Source organism: Bradyrhizobium centrolobii (assembly GCF_001641635.1).
Classification (GTDB): Bacteria; Pseudomonadota; Alphaproteobacteria; order Rhizobiales; family Xanthobacteraceae; genus Bradyrhizobium; species Bradyrhizobium centrolobii.
This window is the reverse complement of sequence record NZ_LUUB01000029.1, coordinates 1-22,491: the sequence shown is the minus strand read 5'-3', so window position 1 is coordinate 22,491 and position 22,491 is coordinate 1. Positions and strand designations below refer to the sequence as shown.

At 64.9% G+C, this 22,491-nt stretch carries 19 protein-coding genes and 1 other RNA gene; 4 read left to right on the top strand and 16 right to left on the bottom strand.

What is annotated here, in order from left to right; translation table 11 throughout:
* Window positions 1-107: 107 nt before the first annotated feature.
* The 9 genes from murG to rsmH form a co-directional block, all read right to left on the bottom strand.
* Window positions 108-1,208 (bottom strand): undecaprenyldiphospho-muramoylpentapeptide beta-N-acetylglucosaminyltransferase, encoded by a 1,101-nt coding sequence (gene murG / locus AYJ54_RS05525; protein ID WP_063697194.1) that lies wholly within the window; start codon window positions 1,206-1,208, stop codon window positions 108-110.
* Between the two features lie 182 nt (window positions 1,209-1,390).
* Complete coding sequence (ftsW, locus tag AYJ54_RS05520) at window positions 1,391-2,542, bottom strand: putative lipid II flippase FtsW (RefSeq protein ID WP_063697193.1); 1,152 nt, start codon at window positions 2,540-2,542, stop codon at window positions 1,391-1,393.
* 650 nt (window positions 2,543-3,192) lie between these two features.
* Window positions 3,193-4,593: a UDP-N-acetylmuramoyl-L-alanine--D-glutamate ligase gene (gene murD / locus AYJ54_RS05505; RefSeq protein ID WP_063697187.1), complete on the bottom strand. Its 1,401-nt coding sequence runs from the start codon at window positions 4,591-4,593 to the stop codon at window positions 3,193-3,195.
* Between the two features lie 10 nt (window positions 4,594-4,603).
* A complete protein-coding gene (mraY, locus tag AYJ54_RS05500; RefSeq protein ID WP_063697185.1) occupies window positions 4,604-5,707 on the bottom strand; it encodes a phospho-N-acetylmuramoyl-pentapeptide-transferase in 1,104 nt (367 codons plus the stop codon).
* A gap of 152 nt (window positions 5,708-5,859) precedes the next feature.
* Complete coding sequence (locus AYJ54_RS05495; RefSeq protein WP_063697183.1) at window positions 5,860-7,239, bottom strand: UDP-N-acetylmuramoyl-tripeptide--D-alanyl-D-alanine ligase; 1,380 nt, start codon at window positions 7,237-7,239, stop codon at window positions 5,860-5,862.
* Window positions 7,236-8,708 carry a UDP-N-acetylmuramoyl-L-alanyl-D-glutamate--2,6-diaminopimelate ligase gene (locus AYJ54_RS05490; RefSeq protein ID WP_063697181.1) on the bottom strand — a complete coding sequence of 491 codons (1,473 nt, stop codon included), beginning with the start codon at window positions 8,706-8,708 and terminating at the stop codon, window positions 7,236-7,238. The genes AYJ54_RS05495 and AYJ54_RS05490 overlap by 4 nt, the downstream gene beginning before the upstream one ends.
* A gap of 83 nt (window positions 8,709-8,791) precedes the next feature.
* Window positions 8,792-10,555 carry a peptidoglycan D,D-transpeptidase FtsI family protein gene (locus AYJ54_RS05485; protein WP_063697179.1) on the bottom strand — a complete coding sequence of 588 codons (1,764 nt, stop codon included), beginning with the start codon at window positions 10,553-10,555 and terminating at the stop codon, window positions 8,792-8,794.
* Entirely contained in the window at window positions 10,552-10,944 is a 393-nt protein-coding gene (gene ftsL, locus AYJ54_RS05480) for a cell division protein FtsL (RefSeq protein WP_063697177.1), read from the bottom strand. Before ftsL ends, AYJ54_RS05485 begins: the two co-directional genes overlap by 4 nt.
* A 3-nt stretch (window positions 10,945-10,947) precedes the next feature.
* Complete coding sequence (gene rsmH, locus AYJ54_RS05475; protein ID WP_063697175.1) at window positions 10,948-11,937, bottom strand: 16S rRNA (cytosine(1402)-N(4))-methyltransferase RsmH; 990 nt, start codon at window positions 11,935-11,937, stop codon at window positions 10,948-10,950.
* A gap of 515 nt (window positions 11,938-12,452) precedes the next feature.
* On the opposite strand from rsmH, the gene AYJ54_RS05470 reads away from it, so the two are divergent.
* Window positions 12,453-13,235: an N-acetylmuramoyl-L-alanine amidase gene (locus tag AYJ54_RS05470; RefSeq protein WP_063697174.1), complete on the top strand. Its 783-nt coding sequence runs from the start codon at window positions 12,453-12,455 to the stop codon at window positions 13,233-13,235.
* A gap of 103 nt (window positions 13,236-13,338) precedes the next feature.
* Here the strand turns inward: AYJ54_RS05470 and AYJ54_RS05465 are convergent, their stop codons facing one another.
* Window positions 13,339-14,574, bottom strand: coding sequence for an RNA polymerase sigma factor (locus tag AYJ54_RS05465; protein ID WP_136623457.1), 1,236 nt, complete (start codon window positions 14,572-14,574; stop codon window positions 13,339-13,341).
* Complete coding sequence (locus AYJ54_RS05460) at window positions 14,571-14,921, bottom strand: YciI family protein (RefSeq protein WP_063697172.1); 351 nt, start codon at window positions 14,919-14,921, stop codon at window positions 14,571-14,573. The genes AYJ54_RS05465 and AYJ54_RS05460 overlap by 4 nt, the downstream gene beginning before the upstream one ends.
* Window positions 14,922-15,070: 149 nt before the next feature.
* Here AYJ54_RS05460 and rnpB point away from each other — a divergent pair.
* Window positions 15,071-15,497: RNase P RNA component class A (rnpB, locus tag AYJ54_RS05455), an RNA gene on the top strand.
* A gap of 239 nt (window positions 15,498-15,736) precedes the next feature.
* Here the strand turns inward: rnpB and AYJ54_RS05450 are convergent.
* Window positions 15,737-16,195, bottom strand: a complete 459-nt coding sequence (locus tag AYJ54_RS05450; RefSeq protein ID WP_082905493.1) for a DUF983 domain-containing protein — start codon at window positions 16,193-16,195, stop codon at window positions 15,737-15,739.
* 49 nt (window positions 16,196-16,244) lie between these two features.
* On the opposite strand from AYJ54_RS05450, the gene AYJ54_RS05445 reads away from it, so the two are divergent.
* Window positions 16,245-17,621 (top strand): aminotransferase-like domain-containing protein, encoded by a 1,377-nt coding sequence (locus AYJ54_RS05445; RefSeq protein WP_063697168.1) that lies wholly within the window; start codon window positions 16,245-16,247, stop codon window positions 17,619-17,621.
* Between the two features lie 7 nt (window positions 17,622-17,628).
* Here the strand turns inward: AYJ54_RS05445 and AYJ54_RS05440 are convergent, their stop codons facing one another.
* The gene (locus AYJ54_RS05440; protein WP_063697291.1) at window positions 17,629-17,895 is read right to left on the bottom strand and encodes a hypothetical protein; all 267 of its coding nucleotides are present in this window, start codon (window positions 17,893-17,895) and stop codon (window positions 17,629-17,631) included.
* A gap of 230 nt (window positions 17,896-18,125) precedes the next feature.
* Between AYJ54_RS05440 and AYJ54_RS05435 the strand changes: the two genes are divergently transcribed.
* On the top strand, window positions 18,126-18,869 hold the full coding sequence (locus AYJ54_RS05435; RefSeq protein ID WP_063697166.1) for a sulfite exporter TauE/SafE family protein: 744 nt from the start codon (window positions 18,126-18,128) through the stop codon (window positions 18,867-18,869).
* On the opposite strand, the gene AYJ54_RS05430 is transcribed toward AYJ54_RS05435, so the two are convergent.
* The 3 genes from AYJ54_RS05430 to AYJ54_RS05420 form a co-directional block, all read right to left on the bottom strand.
* Window positions 18,866-20,143 carry an O-antigen ligase family protein gene (locus AYJ54_RS05430; protein WP_063697289.1) on the bottom strand — a complete coding sequence of 426 codons (1,278 nt, stop codon included), beginning with the start codon at window positions 20,141-20,143 and terminating at the stop codon, window positions 18,866-18,868. The two genes, AYJ54_RS05435 and AYJ54_RS05430, sit on opposite strands and share 4 nt — an antisense overlap.
* Before the next feature lie 508 nt (window positions 20,144-20,651).
* On the bottom strand, window positions 20,652-21,215 hold the full coding sequence (locus AYJ54_RS05425) for a hemerythrin domain-containing protein (RefSeq protein WP_063697164.1): 564 nt from the start codon (window positions 21,213-21,215) through the stop codon (window positions 20,652-20,654).
* Between the two features lie 533 nt (window positions 21,216-21,748).
* Window positions 21,749-22,491: IS481 family transposase (locus tag AYJ54_RS05420; RefSeq protein ID WP_063697026.1), on the bottom strand; the 743-nt coding region annotated here is incomplete at its 5' end.

Genomic DNA, 22,491 nt, shown 5'->3' with positions numbered 1-22,491 from the left:
AAAAACTGGCCCTTTTTGGTCATTCCGGGGCGCTCGCATCGCGAGCGAGCCCGGAATCTCGAGATTCCGGATCGGTCCGCTTCGCGTCCCGTCCGGAATGACGCCGGCTAAACTCCGGCGACTTTGACCACCAGATCGGCCAGACGCTCGGCCGCATCGAGCCGGCCGGCGCCGCGAGCGGCCTCGGCCATGGCGGCGAGCCGCGCCGGCTCAGCGGCGAAAGTGGAAATCTCGGAAGCCAGCCGATCCGAGGTGAACTCGGTCTGCGGGACGCTCACGGCGCCATCGACCTTGGCCAGCACGCCGGCATTGGCGAACTGGTCCTGATCGATCGAACCGGGCAACGGCACCAGGATCGAGGGCCGTCCGATCGCGGCGAGCTCGGCGACCGTGCCGGCACCGGAGCGCGACACCACCAGATGGTTGGAGGCAAGCCGCGCCGGCAGGTCGGTGAAGAACGGCGCGAGTTCGGCGTTGATCTTGAGCTTGTCGTAGGCGGCGCGCACCCGCGTCATGTCCTCTTCGCGCACTTGCTGGGTGAGGATGAGCCGGCTCCACAGCGCGGGCTCGAGCCGCTCGATCGCACCCGGCACGATATCGGCCATGATGCGCGCGCCCTGGCTGCCGCCGACGACGAGCAGGCGCAGCGGGCCGTTGGTTTCAGGCGCGGCATATTTCACGGCTGCTGCCGCGAGGATCGCGGGCCGCATCGGCGTGCCGACCGTCGTGGTCTTGCCGGCCAGTGTCGGATCGCGATCGAGCACGCCGGGCAAGGATGTTGCGATGGCGCGGACGTGACGCGACAGGAAACGGTTGGCGCGGCCGAGCACGGCGTTGGCGTCGTGGATGATGCCGGGCACGCCGGCGAGCCTTGCCGCGACCAGCGGCGGCAGCGTCGGGTAGCCGCCGAAGCCGACGACGGCGACGGGTTTCAATCGCTTGATCAGGCGGAAGGCGGACAGCGTGCCGACGGCAAGCGTGAGGCTGGCGTAGGCGAGCTGGAACGGGTTGCGGCCGCGCGCCGTCTCGCTGCGCACGACGTCGATCGTGTCCTTGCTGAACAGCCCGCTGTAGCGCAGCGCGCGCTCGTCCGTGACGAGACGGATGCGAAAGCCGCGCCGGATCAGCTCGACGCCGAGCGCCTCGGCCGGGAACAGATGGCCGCCGGTGCCGCCCGCGGCGAGAAGAATCAAGGGGGACGTATCCATAGCGGGCTCTTTTACAGGCAGTCGGCCATCATTGCGAGCCGGAGAGCGAAGGTGCTCGTGCCCCGGGGCGCAGCGCAGCGCGCCGCTCCTTCGCGGCGTGGTGCGGCTGCTGAACCGGGGCCCACCGTTGTAGCATTCTGGGTCCCGGATCGGCGCTTCGCTTGTCCGGGATACGAGAGCGCTCACGCGTAGCTGCGCATCGCCTCGGCGCGGCCGATCGACTCGACCTCGGTGCGCGGGCGCAGCCGCGTCAGGGCCAGCATCATGCCGACGCCATAGGCGAGCGAGACGATCGAGGAGCCGCCATAGGAAATGAACGGCAGCGTCATGCCCTTGGCGGGGATGAGCTGGAGGTTGACCGACATGTTGATCGCGGCCTGCACGCCGAACAGGATCGCGAGCCCCGACGCCGCAAAGCGCGAGAACATGTCCTCATTGGCGTAGGCGCGCGACAGCGTGCGGATGACGACGAAGGCGAACAGCGCCAGCATTGCGAGGCACAGGATGATGCCGAACTCTTCCGCGGCGACTGCGAACACGAAGTCGGTGTGGCTGTCCGGCAGGCTGCGCTTGGCGATGCCCTCACCCGGCCCGAGCCCGAACCAGCCACCGTTGTAGAAGGCCTCCATCGCGGTATCGACCTGGAACGTGTCGCCCGAGGCCGGATTCATGAAACGCTTGATGCGGCCCGCAACGTGCGGAACAAAGAGATATGCGCTGAACAGGCCGGCGGCAGCGGCGCCCGCAAGGCCGAACACCCAGATCATGCGCATGCCTGCGATGAAGAACAGCGCGCCCCACACCATCAGGATCAGCATGGTCTGACCGAAGTCGGGCTCCATCACGAGGAGCGAGACCAGCATCAACAGCAGCACCAGCGCCATCGAGGTCGCCGGCATCTCCGGCCGCTTGGTCGATTCCGCGAACAGCCAGGCCGCGATGACGACAAACGAAGGTTTGGCGATTTCGGAGGCCTGGATGTTCACGCCGAGCAGCGTGATCCAGCGCCGCGAGCCCTTCACCTCCGGGCCGATCGCGAGCGTGACGACAATGAGGATGATGCTGACCGCGAAGATGATCAGCGCGCTTCGCCGGATCGAGCGCGGCGACAGGAAGGAGACGCCGACCAGCACCATGAAGGACGGCGCCAGGAACATCACGTGGCGGCTGAAGAAGTGGAACGGATCGAGCCCGATACGGGTCGCAACCGGCGGGCTCGCCGCCAGCGACAGGATCACCCCGGTCAGCATCAGCGCCAGGATGGCGCCGAGCAGCGGCTTGTCGACGGTCCACCACCACTCGGAAAAGGGGGTGCGTTCTTCACGGGAGAGCATGGGCGGCCGGCTTTCGGACAGAGATCGTCCATTGGTCGCCGAGGTTGGTTTACGGGGGGTTAACGGGATCGATGAAGTTGTGAAGAGTCTCGTGCCCCGGACGCAGCGCAGCGCGCCGCGCCTTCGCGGCGTGGTGCGCTGCTGAGCCGGGGCCCATTGTGGCCCCTGGGTCCCGGCTCTGCGTCGCGTCATTTCATGCCGCGCCGCGTCCGGGACACGAGCACACCACCGGCTTCACGCCCTCGCCTAGTCGTATGCGATCGTGACGTCCCCTACGCTCTGGTCGCGCTTGTAGACCTGTTCCGGGCCGGGAAAGCCAATTCTGACGGCCTGCTCGCCGCTCCAGGAGATGACAACGTCTGAGTGACCGCGAATGCTGAGAAAGGTCGGCGTGCCGTCAGACGAGAATGTCCGCCCACGAGCTACGATGCTGGCTTGCGTGCTGTCGGGCACTGTTGCACCGCATTATTTCCATACGACAACGACAGACTTGCTTCCGTTCGGAGACGCGAATGAACTCTGGCGAACGACGCGGCACGCGCCGAATTCGCTCATGACGTTGTCGATGAGGACAAGAAAGACGAAACCGACGACAATCGGAACGGCGAGCACGGCGGCGACAATTCCGATCCAGCGTCGCCGCGACATTCTCACACCACCGGCTTCACGCCCGGTAGCGCCTGCACCAGCTCGCGGAACTTTGCGCCGCGGATCTCGAAGTTGCGGTACTGGTCGAAGGAGGCGCAGGCGGGCGACAGCAGCACGACGGCGTCGGCAAGGCCGGATGCTTCCGCCTCGTTCGCGGCGTGCTCGACGGCGACGTCGAGGGTCTGGCTGATCTCGTGCGGAACCTCACTGCCGAGCGTGCCGGAAAATTCCTGCGCGGCCTCGCCGATCAGATAAGCCTTACGGATGCGCGGGAAGAAACCGGTCAGGCTGGTGATGCCGCCCGCCTTCGGCTTGCCGCCGGCGATCCAGAAGATGTCGGTGAAGGACGACAGCGCATGCGCGGTCGCATCCGCGTTCGTCCCCTTGGAGTCGTTGACGAACAGCACATTGCCACGGCGGCCGACCTGCTCCATGCGGTGCGCCAGGCCCGGAAAGCTGCGCAGGCCGTTCTGCAACACATCCTGGCTGATGCCCATGGCGATCGCGGCGGCGGCGGCGCAGGCCGCGTTCTGCGCGTTGTGCAGGCCGCGCAGCGAGCCGATGCCCCCTAACATGGCGACCTCGCTACGGGCGCCGCCCGAGGCGCGCACGATGGTGCCGTGCTCGACATAGATGCCGCTTGCGAGCGGGTTCTTGACGGAGATGCGCTCGACCTTCTTGCCGGCGCGGTCGAGCCGGTCGGCGATGTTGCGGCACCAGCCATCGTCGACACCGACGATCGAGGTGCCGCCGGCCTGCACGCCAGCGACGAGGCGTTCCTTCACCGCGGCGTATTGCTCGATCGTACCGTGGCGGTCGATGTGATCCTCGCTGACATTGAGCAAAATGCCGGCCGAGGGATCGAGCGAGGGCGTCAGATCGATCTGGTAGGACGACATCTCGACGACATGGACGCGGCCCTTGCGCGGCGGCTCCAGCGACAGGATCGCGGTGCCGATATTGCCGCCCATCTGGGTGTCGTAGCCGGCGACTTTGGTCAGATGCGCGATCAGCGCCGTCGTGGTCGACTTGCCATTGGTGCCGGTGACGGCGACGAACGGCGCGTCCGGCGCGTGCCGCCGCCGCTCGCGGCAGAACAGCTCGATGTCGCCGATCACCTCGACGCCGGCCTCGCGCGCTTTGAGCACGCTCCAATGCGGCACCGGGTGGGTGAGCGGCACGCCGGGCGCAAGCACGAGGGCCGCGAAATTCGCCCAGGGGACGCTGCGCAGATCGGCGGTGATGAAACCGGCTTGCGCCGCCTTGGCGACGTTGTCGGCATTGTCGTCGCCGGCGACCACCTCGGCGCCGCCGGCCTTCAAGGCGTGGCAGGACGCGAGCCCCGAGCCGCCGAGGCCGAACACCGCGACGGTCTTGCCGGCGAAGGATGTGACGGGAATCATGATGTAACCGTCACCGCAACTTCAGCGTCGACAGGCCGGCGAGCGCCAGCATCACCGAGATGATCCAGAAGCGGATCACGATCTGCGGCTCGGTCCAGCCCAGCTGCTCGAAATGGTGATGGATCGGCGCCATCCGGAAGATGCGCTTGCCCGTGAGCTTGAACGACACCACCTGCACGATGACGGAGACCGCCTCCAGCACGAACAGGCCGCCGATCACCGCAAGCACGATCTCGTGCTTCACCGCGACCGCGATCGAGCCGAGCATGCCGCCGAGCGCGAGGGAGCCGGTGTCGCCCATGAAAATCGAGGCTGGCGGCGCGTTGAACCAGAGGAAGCCGAGGCCGGCTCCTAACAGCGCGCCGCAGAGCACCGCGAGCTCGCCGGTGCCCGCGACATATTTGATCTGGAGATAATCGGCAAAGACCGCGTTGCCGGCGAGATAGGCGATCATGGCGAAGCTCGCGGTCGCGATCATCACGGGCACGATGGCGAGGCCGTCGAGACCGTCGGTGAGGTTCACCGCATTGCCGGCGCCGACGATGACGAAGGCGCCGAAGATCACGAAGAACCAGCCGAAATGCAGCACGACATCCTTGAAGAAGGGAATGGCGAGCGCGGTGGACGAGGGATCGCGGTTCAGCCGCACCAGCGCATAGCAGGCGACCAGCGCGATGATCGCCTCGATCAGCAGGCGAAGCTTGCCGCCGAAACCGCTCGTCGTCTGCTTGGTCACCTTGAGGTAATCGTCATAGAAGCCGACGAAGCCGAAGCCGAGCGTCACCGCGAGCACGATCCAGACATAAGGATTGAGCGGATTGGCCCACAGCACCGTTCCCACCGTAAGGCCGGACAGGATCATCAGGCCGCCCATGGTGGGCGTGCCTTTCTTGGCGAGGTGCGACTGCGGGCCGTCGGTGCGGATCGGCTGACCCTTGCCCTGGCGAATACGCAAATGATCGATGATCCAGGGCCCGAACAGGAACACGAACAGCGCGCCGGTGACGATCGCCCCTCCGGTGCGAAACGTGATGTAGCGAAAAACGTTCAGGACGGTGCGCACCGCACCAAAGCTTGGGAATGTGTTGGAGAGCTCGATCAGCCAGTAAAACATTCAGACGGTCCTATGGCGCCTTCGCACGCGGCCTTGCCTCACGTCACTCACGCGCATTCGCTGGTCTTCATCATGGGGTCGGGCGACCTCTAAGAAACCGGACGGCTTCGCGCCGCGTGTGGTGGGATCTGGAACAGCGCCTTCCAAGCAGTTTACGCCTTTGCCTGCAAGGCGGCCACTAGGGCAGGCACAAACTTGTTGACCCAGAACATCTTCTTGCTGCCCTTGACAACCACGACATCGCCTGCCTTCAGGAGCGCCGCAACATCGCTCGGCCTCAGCGTGGCCGGATCATCGTGCCAGCCGAGCCCCTTGCCGGGCGGCAGCTCGTCGTAGAGGTGGCGCATCAGCGGCCCGACACAATAGATGCCGTCGATGCCGTCGAGATATTTGGCAAGGCCGGTGTGGTAGGTCGGCGCGTCGTCGCCTAGTTCCAGCATGTCGCCGAGCACCGCAATGCGGCGGCCGCCGCTCAGGTGGCGCGCCTCGAGGCTTTGCAGCGCTGCGGCCACGCTGGCCGGATTGCCGTTGAAACTGTCGTCGATCACGGTGACGCCGCCGACGGCCTGCTCGACGCCGCGGCCGGTCATGATGCCGACGCGATCGAGCTTTGTGGCGAGCGTCGCGACCTCGAGGTGCGCGGCGTGGATCGAGGCGAGCGCGGCCAGCGCATTGTAGACGCGGTGCGGCGCACCCGGCGTCAGGCTGAACGAGATCTGCTTCTTGCCGATTTCGGCCACGACCTGCCAGCTCTCGCCGTGCGGCGCATGCGTGAGCTCGCGCACCTCGGTGCCCTCGCCGAAGCGCATGACCCTCCCCTTCCATTCGGGTGCGGCAATCCCGGCCGGCAGCACCAGCGCGCCATTTTCCGGCAGACCCAGCGCGATCGACACCTTCTCGCGCCGGATCGCTTCGAGCGAGCCGAGCTTCTCCAGATGGACAGGCTGGACGTTGACGACAAGAGCGACCGTCGGCCGCGTCAACTCGCTGAGGCGTGCGATCTCGCCGATCTGGTTCATGCCCATCTCGACGACCCAGAGGCTGGAATCGGGCCGCGCGTTGCACAGCGTCAGCGGCACGCCCCAGAAATTGTTGAAGCTCGACGGGCTCGCATAAGCGTTCGGATAGGCCGCGAGGAATTCCTTGGTGCTGGTCTTGCCCGCGCTGCCGGTGAGCCCGATCACGGGCCCCGCAAAGCGCGCACGCGCGGCGCGTGCCAGACCCCAGAGCCCGTCGATCAGCGTGTCCTTCACGATGATCTGCGGAATGCGGATGCCGGCGATCTCATGCGGCACGATCATCGCGACCGCGCCGGCGGCTTCCGCCTTGTCGGCGAACTCCCAGCCGTCGCGTGCGCTGGCGAAGGCCGAGACGAAGCCGCCGGTCGGCGTGCCGCTCAGCGCGACGAACAGGCTGCCGGGCTTCACCAGGCGGCTGTCCTGGGTGATGAAATCGATTGGCGTGTCGGGGAATGATCCCGCAACGCCCAGCGCACGCGCCACCTCGGCAACCGTCCATAGTGGCGCGCTCATGCAACCCTCGACGCTAGTGCGGCGGCAACCGCCTCGTGATCACTGAAGGGCAGCACCTGGCTGCCGACGATCTGCCCGGTCTCGTGTCCCTTGCCGGCGATCAGCAGGGCATCGCCGGCCTGGAGCTCGTCGATCGCGGCGCGGATTGCCGCGGCGCGATCACCGATTTCCCTGGCCCCCTTCGCGGTGGCGAGGATCGCGGCGCGAATGGCTTCCGGCTTCTCGCTGCGCGGATTGTCGTCGGTGATGATGACGCCGTCGGCGTTCTCCGCCGCGATCTCGCCCATGATCGGACGCTTGCCGACGTCGCGATCACCGCCGGCGCCGAACACGACGATCAGCCTGCGCCTCGCGTAAGGACGCAGAGCCTGCAACGCCTTCGCCAATGCATCCGGCTTGTGCGCGTAGTCGACGAAGATCGGCGCGCCGTTGCGCTCGCCGACGCGTTCGAGCCGGCCCTTGGCGCCCTCAAGATGTTCGAGGCTGGCCAACACGTTTGCCGGATCGCTGCCGGCGCCGATCGCGAGGCCGGCGGATACCAGCGCATTCTCGATCTGGAACGCGCCGACCAGCGGCAGCCGCACCGAATAGCGGTTGCCGCGATGCTCGAGCGCAAGCCTCTGGGAAAAGCCCTCGACCTCGGCGTCAGTGAGACGAATGCCCTCGCCTGCACCATCGCCATTGCGGCCGACCGCCATCACGCGCAGGCCGCGCGTCCTCGCCGCGTCGATCGCTTCCGCGGAACAATCATGATCGGCGGAGATCACGGCCGCGCCGCCCGGCGGGACCAGCTCGCGGAACAGCCTGAGCTTGGCCGCGAGATAATGCGCGACGGTCGGATGATAATCCATGTGATCGCGCGAGAGATTGGTGAAGCCGCCGGCAGAGATGCGCACGCCATCGAGGCGATACTGGTCGAGCCCATGCGAGGATGCTTCGAACGCCAGATGCGTGACGCCCTCGCGCGCGATCTCATCAAGCTGCCGGTGCAGCGCGATCGGGTCGGGCGTCGTCAGCGAGCCGTAGACCGTGCGCTTGGGTGACACGAGGCCAATGGTCCCGATGCTGGCGGAGGCATGCCCCAGCCGTTCCCAGATCTGCCGCGTGAACGCCGCGACCGAGGTCTTGCCGCTGGTGCCCGTTACCGCCGCGATGGTCGCGGGCTGCGCGGGGAAGAATCTTGCTGCCGCCAGCGCCAGCGCGCGGCGCGGATTGGCGACCGAGATGAATGGTACCTTGCAGGCCGCAGGGGCCTGATCGCCGACCACTGCCGCCGCACCAGCGGCAACCGCAGCATCGATGAAGCGAGCGCCATCGGTCTTGCTGCCGGCCAGCGCGAAGAAAAGGTCACCGTGCCTGACCACACGGCTGTCGAACGCAAGCCCCGTCACATCGAGCGCCGCGAGGGCGGGCTCGATTGCGGCATCATTGCCCAAAAAATCCTGACCCAAGAGGTCGCGCAGCTTCATCGTGTTCCAGTCGAGATGCCCTGCCGGAACGCCGAATCTTCGGAAAAGACCGACTCAGCACCGGCAATGGGCCACCCGGTTGATTACTGGGTTGTCTTGGATGCTGCAAGAATAAGGCGGTCGGACGGCGGCAGATCAAAACGGGGCTCGATGCCCAGGAGCGGCGCGATACGGGCGATGACCTTGCCCCCAGTCGGCACCGCATTAAAGCCCGACGTGATGAAGCCATACGTCTCCTGCAGCGCCTGCGGCTCGTCCAGCATGACGAGAATCTGATATTTCGGATTGTCGGACGGCATGATCGCGGTGAAGGAGTTGAGCACGCGCTTCTTGGCATAGCGGCCGTTGATGACCTTCTCGGACGTGCCGGTCTTGCCGCCGATATAGTAGCCGGGAACATCGGCCTTCTTGGCCGTGCCGATCTCGGCGTTGAGCCGCATCAGATAGCGCATCTTGTCGGAGGTCTCGGGCTTGATCACGCGCTTGGCCATCGCCGCGGCTTCTTCTTCGCTGCGCTTGAGGAACGTCGGAGGAATCAGGTAGCCGCCGTTCACCAGGGCGTTGATGCCCATCACCGCCTGTAGAGGCGCCACGGACAGGCCCTGACCGAACGCGATGGTGACCGTGTTCAGCTCGCCCCAACGGCGCGGCACCAGCGGGGCCGCGCTCTCCGGTAACTCGGTGCGCAGCCGCGTCAACTGGCCCATTTTAGCCAGGAATGCCTTGTGCGCCTCGACACCCTGGCCGAGCGCGATCCGCGCGGCGCCGATATTGGACGAGTAGGTGAACACCTCCTTGGTGTTGATGAAACGACCAAGCATGTGGCTGTCATGGATGGTGAACTTGCCGTAGTGCAGATTTCCCCGCGCATCCCACGACGAGTTCAGGTTGATCTTGCCCGAATCAAGCGCCATTGCCAGCGTGAACGCCTTGAACGTCGATCCCATTTCGTAGACGCCGGTGGTCAGACGATTGATGCGGTCGGGGTCGTGGGCTTCTTTCGGATTGTTGGGATCGAAATCCGGAAGGGAGACCATCGCGACGATTTCGCCGGTTTTGACATTGGAGATAATGCCAGAGGCCGCCTTGGCGTGGAACTTCTCCTTGGCCTTCAACAGCTCATCGCGCAGCGCGTGCTCGACGCGCAGGTCGACCGAGAGCTCGATCGGCTTCTGCAGGCGGTCGGTGGCAAACCCTGCGCGATGGAGATCGGCAAGCCCGTTATTGTCGAGCCACTTCTCCATGCCGGCGATGCCCTGGTTGTCGATGTTGACGAGACCGATGAGGTGGGCGACCTCGTTGCCGGTGGGGTAGACGCGCTTGTTCTCGCGCAGGAAGCCGATGCCGGGAATGCCGAGCTTGTGGATGTCCTGCTGCTGCTTCGGCGTGATCTCGCGCTTCAGCCAGACGAAGCCTTTTCGCGATGACAGGCGCTCGCGCACCTCGGCCTCGTCGAGATCAGGCACGGTCGCGGTCAGAAGCTCGATCGCCTCGTCCTTGTCGATGATGCGGCGCGGCTCGCCGAACAGGCTCGGCGCCTTGACGTCGGTCGCGAGGATCGCGCCGTTGCGGTCGACGATGTCGGGCCGCGCGGTCGCGACCACGTCCTGCGCCGCCGCACGGCGCGCGCTGTGAGCGTCGGCGCCGATCGCGAACATCACGAGCCGGCCGCCGATCAACGCATAGATCGAGGCAAAGGCGAGGATCGCGAGCCCGACGCGCGCGCGCGCCTTCGCCGCGCGATCGACGTTGCGCCCGTAGAGCAGGCTGCGGATCAGCCGCTGCCGCCAAGGCTCAGCGGGCCGCTCGCCTGGCTTCTGCGCTTTGGCCGGAGTGGCGGGTCTCATTGCTTGTCCTCGGGCCGAGGCACGGAGCCCGTCACCGTATCGGGATCGCTCGCGGCTTCGATGGTGTTGATCATGGAACCGATCGGATCAGGCTCGCCCGGCCTGAACAGGCGCGGCGGACGCTCCGGCAGGTTCTTCAGCGAGTCATATTGCGTGCCGTTGACCGGCTTGAGCGGCAGATGCCGTTCGGCCATGCCCTGCAGGCGCAGCGGCGCATCGAGCTTGGCCCAATCGGACCGCAGCGCCGCGATCGCGTCGCGCTGCTCGCGGATCTCCGCGTGCAGCCGGAGCACCTTCTCGGTGCGGGCGGTGGAGTCCATCTTGATCCGGTAGACATAGGCCGCTGCGAAGATCAGCGCACCGATGACGAGCAGGTGGATGATGCGCATGCGCTAGCCACCCCTCATGACGTCGGCGAGACTTGGCCAGGACGACGGCTCGCCCTCGCCATGCGCGGGCGCTGAGGTGCGCTCGGCGGCACGCAACTTGGCGGAGCGTGCGCGTGGATTGTGCGCGACCTCGTCGTCGCCGGCTACCACCGGCCGCCGCGTCAGGAGCTGGAAGCTCGGCGCGGCTTGCGCCACTTCCGGCAGATGCCGCGAGCCGCCGCCGGTCTTGGCGCGCTCGGAGAGGAAAGTCTTGACGATGCGGTCTTCGAGCGAATGGAACGAGACGACCACGAGCCGTCCGCCGGGCCTCAGCACGCGCTCGGCCGCGGCCAACGCGGTCTTGAGCTCGTCGAGTTCTTCATTGACGAAGATGCGCAAGCCCTGGAACGTCCGCGTTGCCGGATGGATGTCGCCCGGTTTCGAACGCACGACCCTTGCAACGATATCTGCGAGCGCGCGGGTGGTGGTGATTGGCGTTTCCTGCCGCGCGGCGACGATGGCACGGGCCACTTTGCGCGAATGCCGCTCCTCGCCGAAGAGATAGATGATGTCGGCGAGATCGCCTTCCGAGGCGCGTGCCACGACATCGGCCGCGGTCGGTCCCGCCTGCCCCATCCGCATGTCGAGCGGACCATCGAGGCGGAAGGAGAAGCCACGGCCGGCCTGGTCGAGCTGCATCGAGGAGACGCCGACATCCATCACGACGCCGTCGACGGCATCGACGCCTTGCGCGGCGCAGACCTCGGCGAGGTTCGAGAAGCGATCTTCGACCAGCGTCAGTCGGCCTGCGGAGCGATCGACCAGCTCAAAGCCGCCGGCGATCGCCGTGCGGTCGCGGTCGATGGCAATGAGACGGGTTCCCTGCACGTCGAGGATGGCGCGGCTGTAGCCGCCGCCGCCGAAGGTGGCGTCGACATAGATGCCGCCCGCGCGCGGCGCGAGATAATCGACCGCCTCGCGGCCGAGCACGGGAATATGGGCGGCCGAATTCATGCGCCACGCCCACCGAGCGGCGACGCAGGACCGGGGGCGATCGAATCCATGACGTCTCGAATTAATACGCGTCGCGGCGGTTCCACGACCAAACCCTTGTGCAGCATGCTTGCGAGCCCGGTCGTCCCAGGCCGCAAACCCAGTGTTCCCAGTGGAATTTGTCGGGCAGCCATGGGATTTCGAGCCAAAAACGCATTTGGCCGCCTCCGGACGCGGGTCGGCTCTTCACCACTCAGTAACGGCCCTTAGCGTTAAGAAAGCGTTGATCGTCTCCGCACAAGTCGAAAAGGTCATCGGCCGGTGATGCTTCATCCACACACCCGGTGCAAAATGCGCCCGTTAACCGCGCCGCGCGATTGCGTGAAGCGCGGGGTAAATGAATAGTAAAGAGAAGAGAAGGGTTTGCCCCGCATTCTTTCCGACTTGAGCTGCCCATGCCGTCCGGTTCGTCCGCGTCATCTGGTTCTGATTCGAAGCGTCAGCGTGTTCTCCCGGTTCCCAAGGCCGTGGCGAGCATGAGGACGTTCGATCCGGATTCCTCGATTGTCTCGGACATCATCCCCTCGCCCAATCATGGCGAGCGCAATAAGGGACGGCAGCCTGACATGATCGTGCTGCACTACACCGGCATGCCCGATGTCGAGGGCGCGCTGGCGCGGCTTTGCACGGCGGGCACCGAGGTTTCCGCTCACTACGTCGTGCTTGAGGACGGCCGCATCGTGCAATGCGTGCCGGAGGCCAAGCGCGCCTGGCACGCCGGCGTCTCGTCCTGGGCCGGAGAAGATGACATCAACTCCTGCTCGATCGGAATCGAGATCGTCAATCGTGGGCACGACTGGGGCTATCCCGAGTTCCCGCTGCGCCAGATCGCCGCCGTGATCGCGCTGTGCCGCGGCATCATGCTCCGCCGCAAGGTGCCGGCGCACCGCGTGCTCGGCCATTCCGACGTGGCGCCGGCGCGCAAGAAGGATCCCGGCGAGAAGTTTCCGTGGCATTCGCTGGCCAATTCCGGCGTCGGCCACTGGGTCACGCCCGCGCCCGTCCTGCGCGGCGAGAGCCTGATGCTCGGCACCATCAGCGACGAGGTGCTGAGCCTGCAACAGGCGCTCGCAAAATACGGCTACGGCGTGCCGCTGACCGGCAAATACGACGCCGCGACGATGGAAGTCATCACCGCATTCCAACGCCACTTCCGCCCTGCGCGGCTGGATGGCGTGGCGGATCATTCGACGCTGTCGACATTGCAGGCGCTGCTGGCGAGCTTGCCGCCGGAGGCGACGGCGGTCGCGTCGAAGTGACGGCGAAGCCGTCATTCCACATTGCGCAATGGGGGCGCACGAAGTGAACCCGGAATCTCGAGATTCCGGGTTCGATGCTTCGCATCGCCCCGGAATGACGGTGCTAGTTGCCCAACTCCCTCACTCGCCGCGCATAGAGTCTTCGCAGCGGCTCGAGCTGCGTCGCCTTCGTCGCAGCAACATACGCCTCGCGCGCCTCATCCTTGCGGCCGAGCCGTCGCAACAAATCCGCGCGCACCGCGGGTAAGAGCTCGTAACCGTCAAGCCCGCCGCGCGCGGCGATCGCGTTGACGAGATCGAGCGCACGCGCCGGTCCGTCGACCATCGAGATCACCGCAGCATGATTGAGCTCGATCACCGGCGACGGGCTGATGCGTAGCAGCACCTCATAGAGGCCGGCGATCTGCGGCCAGTCGGTCTCTTCAAAGCTCGGCGCGCGGGCGTGCAGCGCCGCGATCGCGGCCTGCACGGCATAGGGTTGCGGCCGGCCCGGCACGCGCAGCGCATCGTCGACCAGACGCAAGCCTTCCTCAATCTGCGCGCGGTCCCACAGCGTGCGGTCCTGCTCTTCGAGCAGCACGATGTCGCCGGCTGCGGTTTCTCGCCCCTTGCGACGCGCGTCATGGAGCAGCATCAGGGACAGCAGGCCCTTGATCTCGCCGCGGCCGGGCATCAGCCGGTCGAGCAACCGGCCGAGCCTGATCGCCTCGGCCGCGAGATCGGGCCGCATCAGGTCTGCGCCTGACGTTGCGACATAGCCTTCGGTGAAGACGAGATAGATCACGGCGAGCACGCCGTTCAGCCGCGGCTCCAGCGCCTCGCGCTCCGGCACCTCATACGGGATGCCGGCGAGGCGGATCTTCTGCTTGGCGCGGACGAGCCGCTGCGCCATCGCCTCCTCACTGACCAGGAAAGCGCGCGCGACCTGCACGGTAGAGAGGCCGCAGACGGTGCGCAGCGTCAGTGCAACCTGGACCTCGGGCGCGAACGCCGGATGGCAGCAGGTAAAGATCAGCCGCAGCATGTCGTCGTCGAGCATCGCGGGCGGCTCGGCCGCTTGCGCGTTCAGCTCGAGCTCGTGCACGAGCGCCTGCCGCTTGCCGCGGAAAACAGTCTGCCGGCGGATGCGATCGATCGCCTTGTTGCGGCCGACATTGACGAGCCAGGCGCGCGGATTGTTGGGCACCTCGCATGCCGACCAGCGCTCCAGCGCGACAGCAAAGGCATCCTGGAGCGCATCCTCGGCAAGATCGAAATCGCCGACGAGGCGGATCAGCGTGGCCAGCGCCCGCCCCGCCTCGTCGCGGAAGATCTTGTCGATGTCGGTCGAGGAGATCACTTGTAGATCATGACCGGCCTGACTTCGATCGACCCGTCCCTGGCTCCGGGAATCCGCGCAGCCAGTGCGACGGCAGCGTCGAGATCCTTGGCTTCGACCAGATAGTAGCCGCCCAGTTGCTCGCGGGTCTCCGCGAACGGACCGTCGGTCGTCAGAGTCTTGCCGTCGCGAACGCGCACGGTGGTCGCAGTCGTGGTCGGCTGAAGCCCGTCGCCAGCCTTGAAATGGCCGCTCTGGATGATGGATTGGGTATAGGTGCCGTACTCCGCCGACAGCTTCTGACGGTCGACAGGGTCCATCTTGCTCAATTCCGCTTCGTTCCGATAGATCAGCAGCAGATACTGCATCGCTTAACTCCTGTTGCTCGGCTGGATCGCCGACATCCAGTCGAACGGGGCACACACCAAACGACATCTTCAGGATAGATTATTTTCGAGAACGCGTGCCCAGCGATATCGCCTTGACGAAACTGTCATAAATGGCCATGCGTAGACCGTCAGTCGGCCGGACGGCCGCTCCGGCAAGTGTCGAAAGGCCGCCGGGGAGGAAAGTCCGGGCTCCCTTGACATGCGGTGCCGGATAACGTCCGGCGGGGGCAACCCCAGGGAAAGTGCCACAGAGAACGAACCGCCCTGCTTCGCCTTCGGCTTCGCAGGGTAAGGGTGAAAAGGTGCGGTAAGAGCGCACCGCGGTTCCGGCAACGGAGCCGGCATGGCAAACCCCACCGGGAGCAAAACCGAATAGGGACGGCTTAAGCGGGCTGTTCGCGAAAGCGATAACGCCGCGGGGCGATGTCAGGCCCGCCGTCCGGGTAGGTTGCTCGAGGCAATGTGCAAACATTGTCCCAGAGGAATGGCCGTCACGTATCGCCTGCGCAAGCCGGCGATGCCCTACAGAACCCGGCTTACAGGCCGGCTGATATCTTGCAACGAGGGGTTCGATGCTGACGCATCGGACCCCTCACCATTTTAGGGGTCGTCATTCCACATTGCGCAAGTCCGCAATGGGGGCGTGCGCAGCACGAACCCGGAATCCATCGGGCCGCAGAGTCAGTCGATAAATGGATTCCGGGTTCTCGCTTCGCGAGCCCCGGAATGACGCAGAGCGCTAGTCAACTGTCGCGACCAACCGCCCGTTGCGCGCCCCGGAATGACGACGTCAGCTAGCGCCGCGCAGCCTTCACCAAGACTGGCGCAAGCTGTGCTGCTTCGCGCCGCCGCTTGGCAGCCTCGAAGCCGTGCATGCCGACCTGCCATTGCAGGCCGACGATCGCCCCCTTGGTCGGCTGCAGCAGCGCGAGCGAGGCAAACAACGTCACCGGCAGCCATACTGCCAGTTGCAGCCAGACTGGCGGCGCATAGGCGGTCTCGACCGCGAGGATCGCCGGCACCACGAGATGGCCGACCACGACGATCACGAGGTACGCGGGAAAGTCATCGGCACGGTGGTGAAACAATTCCTCGCCGCAGTGGTCGCAAGTGTCGGCCACCTTCAGGAAGCGGCCGAACACGTGGCCTTCGCCGCAGTTCGGACATTTGCCGCGAAAACCCCGCCACATCGCCTTCGCCAGAGAGACTGAACCGGTCGCCATGACCACACCTCTTCCTTTTCGACGATCCATACAATAATATCTTGTATCCATACATTCAAAGGATATGGGCCGAACTTGCATGGATTGGGTCCCTACAATCTCCGAGCTCTCGGGGCCGCGCTATCAGCGCATCGTCGATGCCATGGAGGCCGACATCGCGGCGGGCCGGCTGGTGCGCGGCCAGCAATTGCCGACGCAGCGCGCGCTCGCGAAAGCGCTCGGCATCGATCTGACCACGGTGACGCGCGCCTATACCGAGGCGCGGCGCCGCGGAATTCTCGATGCCCGGGTCGGACAGGGTTCGTTCGTGTCGGAGACCAGCGCACGCCGTGCCGTCGACCTGCCGCATCCCGTCGCGATCGACCTCTCCATGAACGTGCCGCCGCATCCGCTGGAGGCGCAGCTCGATGAGCGCATCATCGCGGGGCTGGAGGCGATCCGCCAGCAATCGGGCCTGACCGCATTCCTCAACTATCAGCCGCCCGGCGGCAGCACACATGAGCGCGAGGTCGCGGCGAGATGGATGCGCGCCCGCGTTCCGCATGCGCATGCCGACCGGCTGGTGATCTTTCCGGGCGCGCAGACAATTCTGTTCAACCTGCTCGCTCATCTCGCGCAGCCCGGCGACGTCGTGCTGACGGAGGCGCTCACCTTCCCCGGCATCAAGGCGGCCGCCGCTGAGCTCGGCGTGAAGCTCGTCGGCGTGGTGATGGATGAGGGCGGCATCCTTCCGGACGCTCTTGCAACAGCGTGTCGCGCGCACAGGCCGAAGGCGGTCTACCTCATTCCGACGCTGCACAATCCGACGACCGCAACGCTCTCCGACGAGCGGCGCGATGCGATCGCAAAAATCATCTGCGATACCGGCACGACGCTGATCGAGGACGACGCCTATGGGCTGCTCGATCGATCGGCTTCGCCGATCGCGAACCTCATTCCGGAGCGGACGTATCTTGCGACCACGCTGTCGAAATGCATCGCACCGGCGCTGCGCGTCGCCTATCTGGTCACGCCCGACAGCGGCGCGCAGCAACAGATGCGCAGCCATTTGCAGGCCACGGTGCAGATGCCGGCGCCGCTGATGGTCGCGCTGGTGACGCATTGGCTCGAGAGCGGCATCGCGGACCGCATCATCGCCGCCATCCGCAACGAGGCGATCGGCCGCCAGCAGATCGCGCAACGCGCGCTCAGGGGATTTCAGTTCCTGGCGCGGCCCGCCGCCCATCATCTGTGGCTGCGGTTGCCGGACGGCCGCGACCGGCTCGACGTCGCGGCGCATCTGCTGCGCAACGGACTTGCGGTCATCGCCAGCGACGCCTTCGTCGCTGGCGGAACGCCGCCACACGCAGCACGCGTCTCGCTTGGAGCCGCGCGCAACAGACCGGAATTGACGGAAGCGCTACGCATCCTGGTCGGCGCGCTGCACAAGCCCGCCGAGACCAGACAGATCGTCTAGCAAGCGCCTAGCGATGCAAGCGGCGGTAGCGGGGATGGACGACCGGAGCGACGGTCGGCGGATAGGCCTGCAAGGCATAGGCATCGGCCGGTCCGCCCGGCTGGCCGAGCGCCGCTCTGCCTGCCGGCGTGAGCTGCCCGCCATTGAGCACATCGCGGTCGGGATGAGCGGCCTGAAAGGCCGCGGGCTCGGAGAACTGGGCCTGCGCCAATGTCGGCATCAGCGCCGCCGCGGACAACAGCGCGGCGGCAACGGCAATCTTCGTGCGGGTCATGCTCATTCTCATCATCTCATTCGGGACTGGCCAATCGGAGCGCACGGTGGCGTCGGGCGGGTCCCCCGGATTGAAGTATGACCATCATGTAGGCGCATCTTTCGCGAAAGCCCGGCCGCGGGGGATCACGCTTGCGTGCGGTCTGGAATTGACCTCTACGGCCGCACCCGTGCTATGCGGGGGATGGCGATCAACAGTTCGGGATCGCCCATTGCGACAAGGAAAATCTGTTGGAAACGTTCAACTATGCGCTGCTGCTGTTCGGCGCGCTGGCCGGCGGCTTCGTCTCGGGGCTGGCGGGATTCGGCACGGCGCTGATGGCGCTCGGAATCTGGCTCTACGTGCTGCCGCCTTCGCTCGCGGTACCGCTGGTCCTGATCTGCTCGGTAATCGCGCAGACCTCGACGCTGCCGTCGATGTGGAAGAGTTTTGATCTCTCGCTGGTGTGGCCGTTCCTGATCGGCGGACTCGCCGGCGTGCCGCTGGGGACCATGATGGTTGCCTCCGCCGATCCCAAGGTGTTCAAGCTGAGCGTCGGCATCCTGCTCCTGATCTTTCCGACTGCGCTCTACCTGAACAAGAAGCCGCTCGCCTTCAAGTTCGGCGGCCGGATCGCCGACGGCGCGGTCGGCTTCGCCGGCGGCATTTTAGGTGGACTCGCTGGATTGTCGGGGCCGCTTCCGATCCTGTGGGCCAACATCCGCGGCTGGAACAAGCACGAGCGGCGCGGCATCTTCCAGCTCTTCAATTTCACGGTGCTCGCAACTGCGCTGGCGGTGCAGACGGCCTCGGGCCTCGTCGCGTTCAAGGTGGTCTGGCTCGCGGCGATCGCATTTCCAGGCACGCTGATCGGCGCATGGGCGGGCGCGCGCGTCTATCACGCGCTGAGCGACAAACATTTTGGCGATATCGTGCTTGGCCTGTTGTTCCTGTCGGGCGTCGGCCTCGTCTGGAACAGTTTTGGCACGCATTAGCTTTGAGATTTTTTCGCGAGCGCCATGCCGCCGGCGACCCCGACGCCGAGCACGTAGAGCCAGCCCGCGGTGAAATCGAACAAATGCGTGTTGAACAGCGAGGACAGCATGTTCTGCACCACGACCAGCATGCCGATCCAGCAGGCCAGCCCTTCGCCGCGGAACATCAGCAGGTGCGCAAACCACAGGGCGTAGAGCATCAGGACGCCCAACACGCCCCATTGTACGGCAACGCTGAGGGTCTGATTGTGCGGGTTACTGACGATCTCGCCGCGCAGCGGGTCGATCTCCGCATCGCTCGCCACGCTTGCGAACAGGCCGCGGATCGAGCCGGTGCCGTGGCCGATCAGCGGCGCGTCTGCGATGAAGCGCAAGGATTTGCGCCAATATTCCAGGCGTGAGCCCATACCGCTGATCGAGTTGTTGTTGTTCTCCATGCTCCTTTCGTAGTCGCCCTGGAATTTTGCGACGGTGGCGCGCAGATGCGGCGAGACGGTCCAGAGCGACACGGCAACCAGCGCAGTCGCCCCGGCGGCGAGCAGCGCCGTACGCCAGCGCAGATGCAGGAGCGCAAACACAACAAGCAGGACCGGCAGGGTCACCAGCGCCGTACGCGAGACAACGACGAACATCATGTTGGCGAGGAAGCCGATCGCCAACACCACGAACAGCGCGGCGATGCGAACGCGGCCTTCGCGGAACAGCGTCACGATCGGATAGACCAGCGCGATCGCACAGAGTGCGAACTCCTGGCTCTGGTCGATATAGTTGCGTACGGCAATCCCGCTCTCGACCTGGTAGGGCCCGCGCGACAGATAGAGTTTCAGGGAGAGCCTGGGATCGATCGCGACGGCGAAGGAGTACAGCATGAGCAGCGTGCATGACACCAGGAAGGCCGCGAACACCCATTTGCCGTAAGGCCATCGCTCGAACTGGTAGATCAGGAGCGGAATCACCAACAGTTTTGCAGGCGGCCCGATCGCATGCAGCCGCTCGGACCAGGACGCCTCCGACCAGAGCGTGCCGACAACGGCGAGGACGAACAGCCCAATCGGCAGCAGGCAAATCGGGCGGAGCAGCGAACGCGGGAAGTTCCTGAGATCGACGAAGGCGAAGGCGATCAGCCAGGGCACGAGCGCAAAGGTCACCCCGGTCGTCGACCACGGCAGCAGCAGCGCGACGAGCGCGACGAAGCGGGCCGGCGTGCGGTATCGCGCAGCCCAGATCGCAGAGAGCCAGGACGCCGGCCTCTGCTCGTTCAACACCTCGGTCATCCAAACCCCCTTGCAGATTCGCGTCATCCCACGGCGCGGCAAATAAATTCGCCACGTCCGCTCTGCCCCCAAATAGCGACCGAAGAGTGGACATCGATCCATGTCGGCGATGGGCCATTCGCCGACTTCAGTCGATCAGCTTCATCGGCATGGGCAAGCAGCGCCAGGCGGAATCGTAATACCTAGCGCCTGCGCGGTTCTGAGGTTGATCACATCTTGGTCGGGACCTGCTCGGGCGTCATTGATCAGACGAGGAAGCTCGTAAAGAATCGTTCGGTGATCTTCTCAGTGACTGACGGCTCCTTCTCGTCAGAAGTGACGACGGTGACAAACTCGTTTTTGCAGTCCCAGCAGTGCCAAAGATCCTGGACTTCCTGCGGATTGACGCGTTCATGCCACTCGAGGTGGATTGCCCCAGAACCACACCGAGGGCATTTTTCGTGATGTGGTATTGAGACCGATGCCATGTGGAACCTCCCTCGTTTCCCAAATGCGGATGAAAGCTCGACTAGTGTCGTTCTGCTTCAGCCTCTTGCTCCAACTGCAAAATATGCGCTCGTAGCGCACCGAACGTCTCTTCGGCCGCCTCGCTAAACAGCGGATCCGCGGGATTGGTCATCGCCGAATCGATCTCCGTCCAATCTTGGGGTTCCAGAGCCTTGAGGGCGGCAGGAAAGAAATCGCGGTCTTCCATCATGATGTGAAGCCGCTGATGGTCTATGAACTCGCGAACGATGTTGTCCACGTTTTGCCGAGGGATTTCGCGATCCGCCAGAACACCATCGACCGCACGAGCGACACGGCGCAACCGCTCAGCTCCTTGCTGATGCTCACGTGCGAGATCACCGACTTTCGCAGCCGCAGCGGGATCGCGAATCTTTAACTTGGCAAAGATCAGGTCTTCCTGGGGATGATGGTACACCTCCGGGTAAACTTCGAAATAGCTAATAATCGCGCGAATAACCTCGTAGTCGGGCCGGCCCCCGCGGTCAAAAATCTCTAGTTCACGCTCAAGGACCGCGAGCAGCCTTTCAATGTTGCGATGCTCTCGGCTTAGAAGCTCAATGATCATTCTAGCCTCCACAGATGATCCATTGAGAAAGATCAATCTAGCCCGAAACGCGATGTCAGTTTTTGTGCTAGATCAAGCCTGAGCCGAACGCGGTGATTTCAATCTCCGAGCGCGCTATGTGACGCTTACGCGGCTCGCGGTTATGCCGCCGTGGCCTCGTAAATATCCTCCGCCCCGGTGGTATGCATGCGTGCAACGGTTTCGATCGCCTCGACACGCGCTGGGCGTCCTTCTCGGACGGCAGGTCTACGCCTCGCGCGCGAGCAGGCGGGCGAGATGCAGGATCTCGCGGGTGGGCCCGGCTCATGGCAGACAGCCCGTGGCAATCGCTTCCCCCACGCGATCGAGCCGGTCAGTGAGGATCTGCCCGGATTCGCATGCCGCCGTCAGGAGGCGCGTCTTGCAGACGGGAGGATTGGACGTTCGAGCGACCGACATCCGCCTAGGGGTCAAAACCAGCAATGCTCTGATCAAGCACAGGATTTCTGCTTAACGCTCAAAAGCCGACATCCGCGCCTTCATGAGTACACGCTCTAGCTGTGGAGCCTCAACAGGTTGTTCCTGTTTAGAGCGAGTCTGCTGATGGGTGGCACGGAACCGATACTGCCATGAGGCCGATGCCAATTGTAGCGGTGAAGCCACCTCGGCAGCTCGTCGGCTCGTTCTTTTGAGGTGTTGTAGGCGCGGGCATAGGCCCACTCGCGCAGGCTGGTCTGGATAAAGCGTTCAGCCTTGCCGTTGGTCTTGGGCGTGTAGGGCCTGGTGCGGATGTGCTTCAGGCCGAGACGTCTGCAGGCTTTGCGGAAGGCAAAGGATTTGTAGCAAGAGCCGTTGTCGGTCATGACCCGCTCGACCTTGATGCCCAGGCTGGCGTAGTAGGCGATCGCTGCCTTGAGGAAAGACACGGCACAGCTCCTTCGCTCGCTCTTCATGACCTTGCTGAAGGCGATGCGGGAGGCATCGTCGATACAGACGTGGACGTATTCCCAGCCAGGTCCTTCACCGCGGGCACGCAGGCTGCTCTGGCCAGTTCGATCACCGGTGATGCGATGGCCTACACGGTTGAACTTGCCGAGCTTTTTGATGTCGATGTGGATCAACTCCCCGGGATGTTCGCGTTCATAGCGCCGCACCAGCTCGGCTGGCTCCAGGTCGCGCAACCGGTTCAATCCCAACCGTTGCAGGATGCGGCTGACGGTCGCCGGAGAGATCCCGACCTCGGCCGCAATCTGCTGGCCGGTGTGGCGCTGCCGGCGCAACACCTCGACCGCAGCGC

Coding starts and splice junctions, on each gene's coding strand:
- murG (WP_063697194.1), bottom strand. CDS start 1,208: ATGGATACGTCCCCCTTGATTCTTCTCGCCGCGGGCGGCACCGGCGGC.
- ftsW (WP_063697193.1), bottom strand. CDS start 2,542: ATGCTCTCCCGTGAAGAACGCACCCCCTTTTCCGAGTGGTGGTGGACC.
- murD (WP_063697187.1), bottom strand. CDS start 4,593: ATGATTCCCGTCACATCCTTCGCCGGCAAGACCGTCGCGGTGTTCGGC.
- mraY (WP_063697185.1), bottom strand. CDS start 5,707: ATGTTTTACTGGCTGATCGAGCTCTCCAACACATTCCCAAGCTTTGGT.
- AYJ54_RS05495 (WP_063697183.1), bottom strand. CDS start 7,239: ATGAGCGCGCCACTATGGACGGTTGCCGAGGTGGCGCGTGCGCTGGGC.
- AYJ54_RS05490 (WP_063697181.1), bottom strand. CDS start 8,708: ATGAAGCTGCGCGACCTCTTGGGTCAGGATTTTTTGGGCAATGATGCC.
- AYJ54_RS05485 (WP_063697179.1), bottom strand. CDS start 10,555: ATGAGACCCGCCACTCCGGCCAAAGCGCAGAAGCCAGGCGAGCGGCCC.
- ftsL (WP_063697177.1), bottom strand. CDS start 10,944: ATGCGCATCATCCACCTGCTCGTCATCGGTGCGCTGATCTTCGCAGCG.
- rsmH (WP_063697175.1), bottom strand. CDS start 11,937: ATGAATTCGGCCGCCCATATTCCCGTGCTCGGCCGCGAGGCGGTCGAT.
- AYJ54_RS05470 (WP_063697174.1), top strand. CDS start 12,453: ATGAGGACGTTCGATCCGGATTCCTCGATTGTCTCGGACATCATCCCC.
- AYJ54_RS05460 (WP_063697172.1), bottom strand. CDS start 14,921: ATGCAGTATCTGCTGCTGATCTATCGGAACGAAGCGGAATTGAGCAAG.
- AYJ54_RS05450 (WP_082905493.1), bottom strand. CDS start 16,195: ATGGATCGTCGAAAAGGAAGAGGTGTGGTCATGGCGACCGGTTCAGTC.
- AYJ54_RS05445 (WP_063697168.1), top strand. CDS start 16,245: ATGGATTGGGTCCCTACAATCTCCGAGCTCTCGGGGCCGCGCTATCAG.
- AYJ54_RS05440 (WP_063697291.1), bottom strand. CDS start 17,895: ATGACCCGCACGAAGATTGCCGTTGCCGCCGCGCTGTTGTCCGCGGCG.
- AYJ54_RS05430 (WP_063697289.1), bottom strand. CDS start 20,143: ATGACCGAGGTGTTGAACGAGCAGAGGCCGGCGTCCTGGCTCTCTGCG.
- AYJ54_RS05425 (WP_063697164.1), bottom strand. CDS start 21,215: ATGATCATTGAGCTTCTAAGCCGAGAGCATCGCAACATTGAAAGGCTG.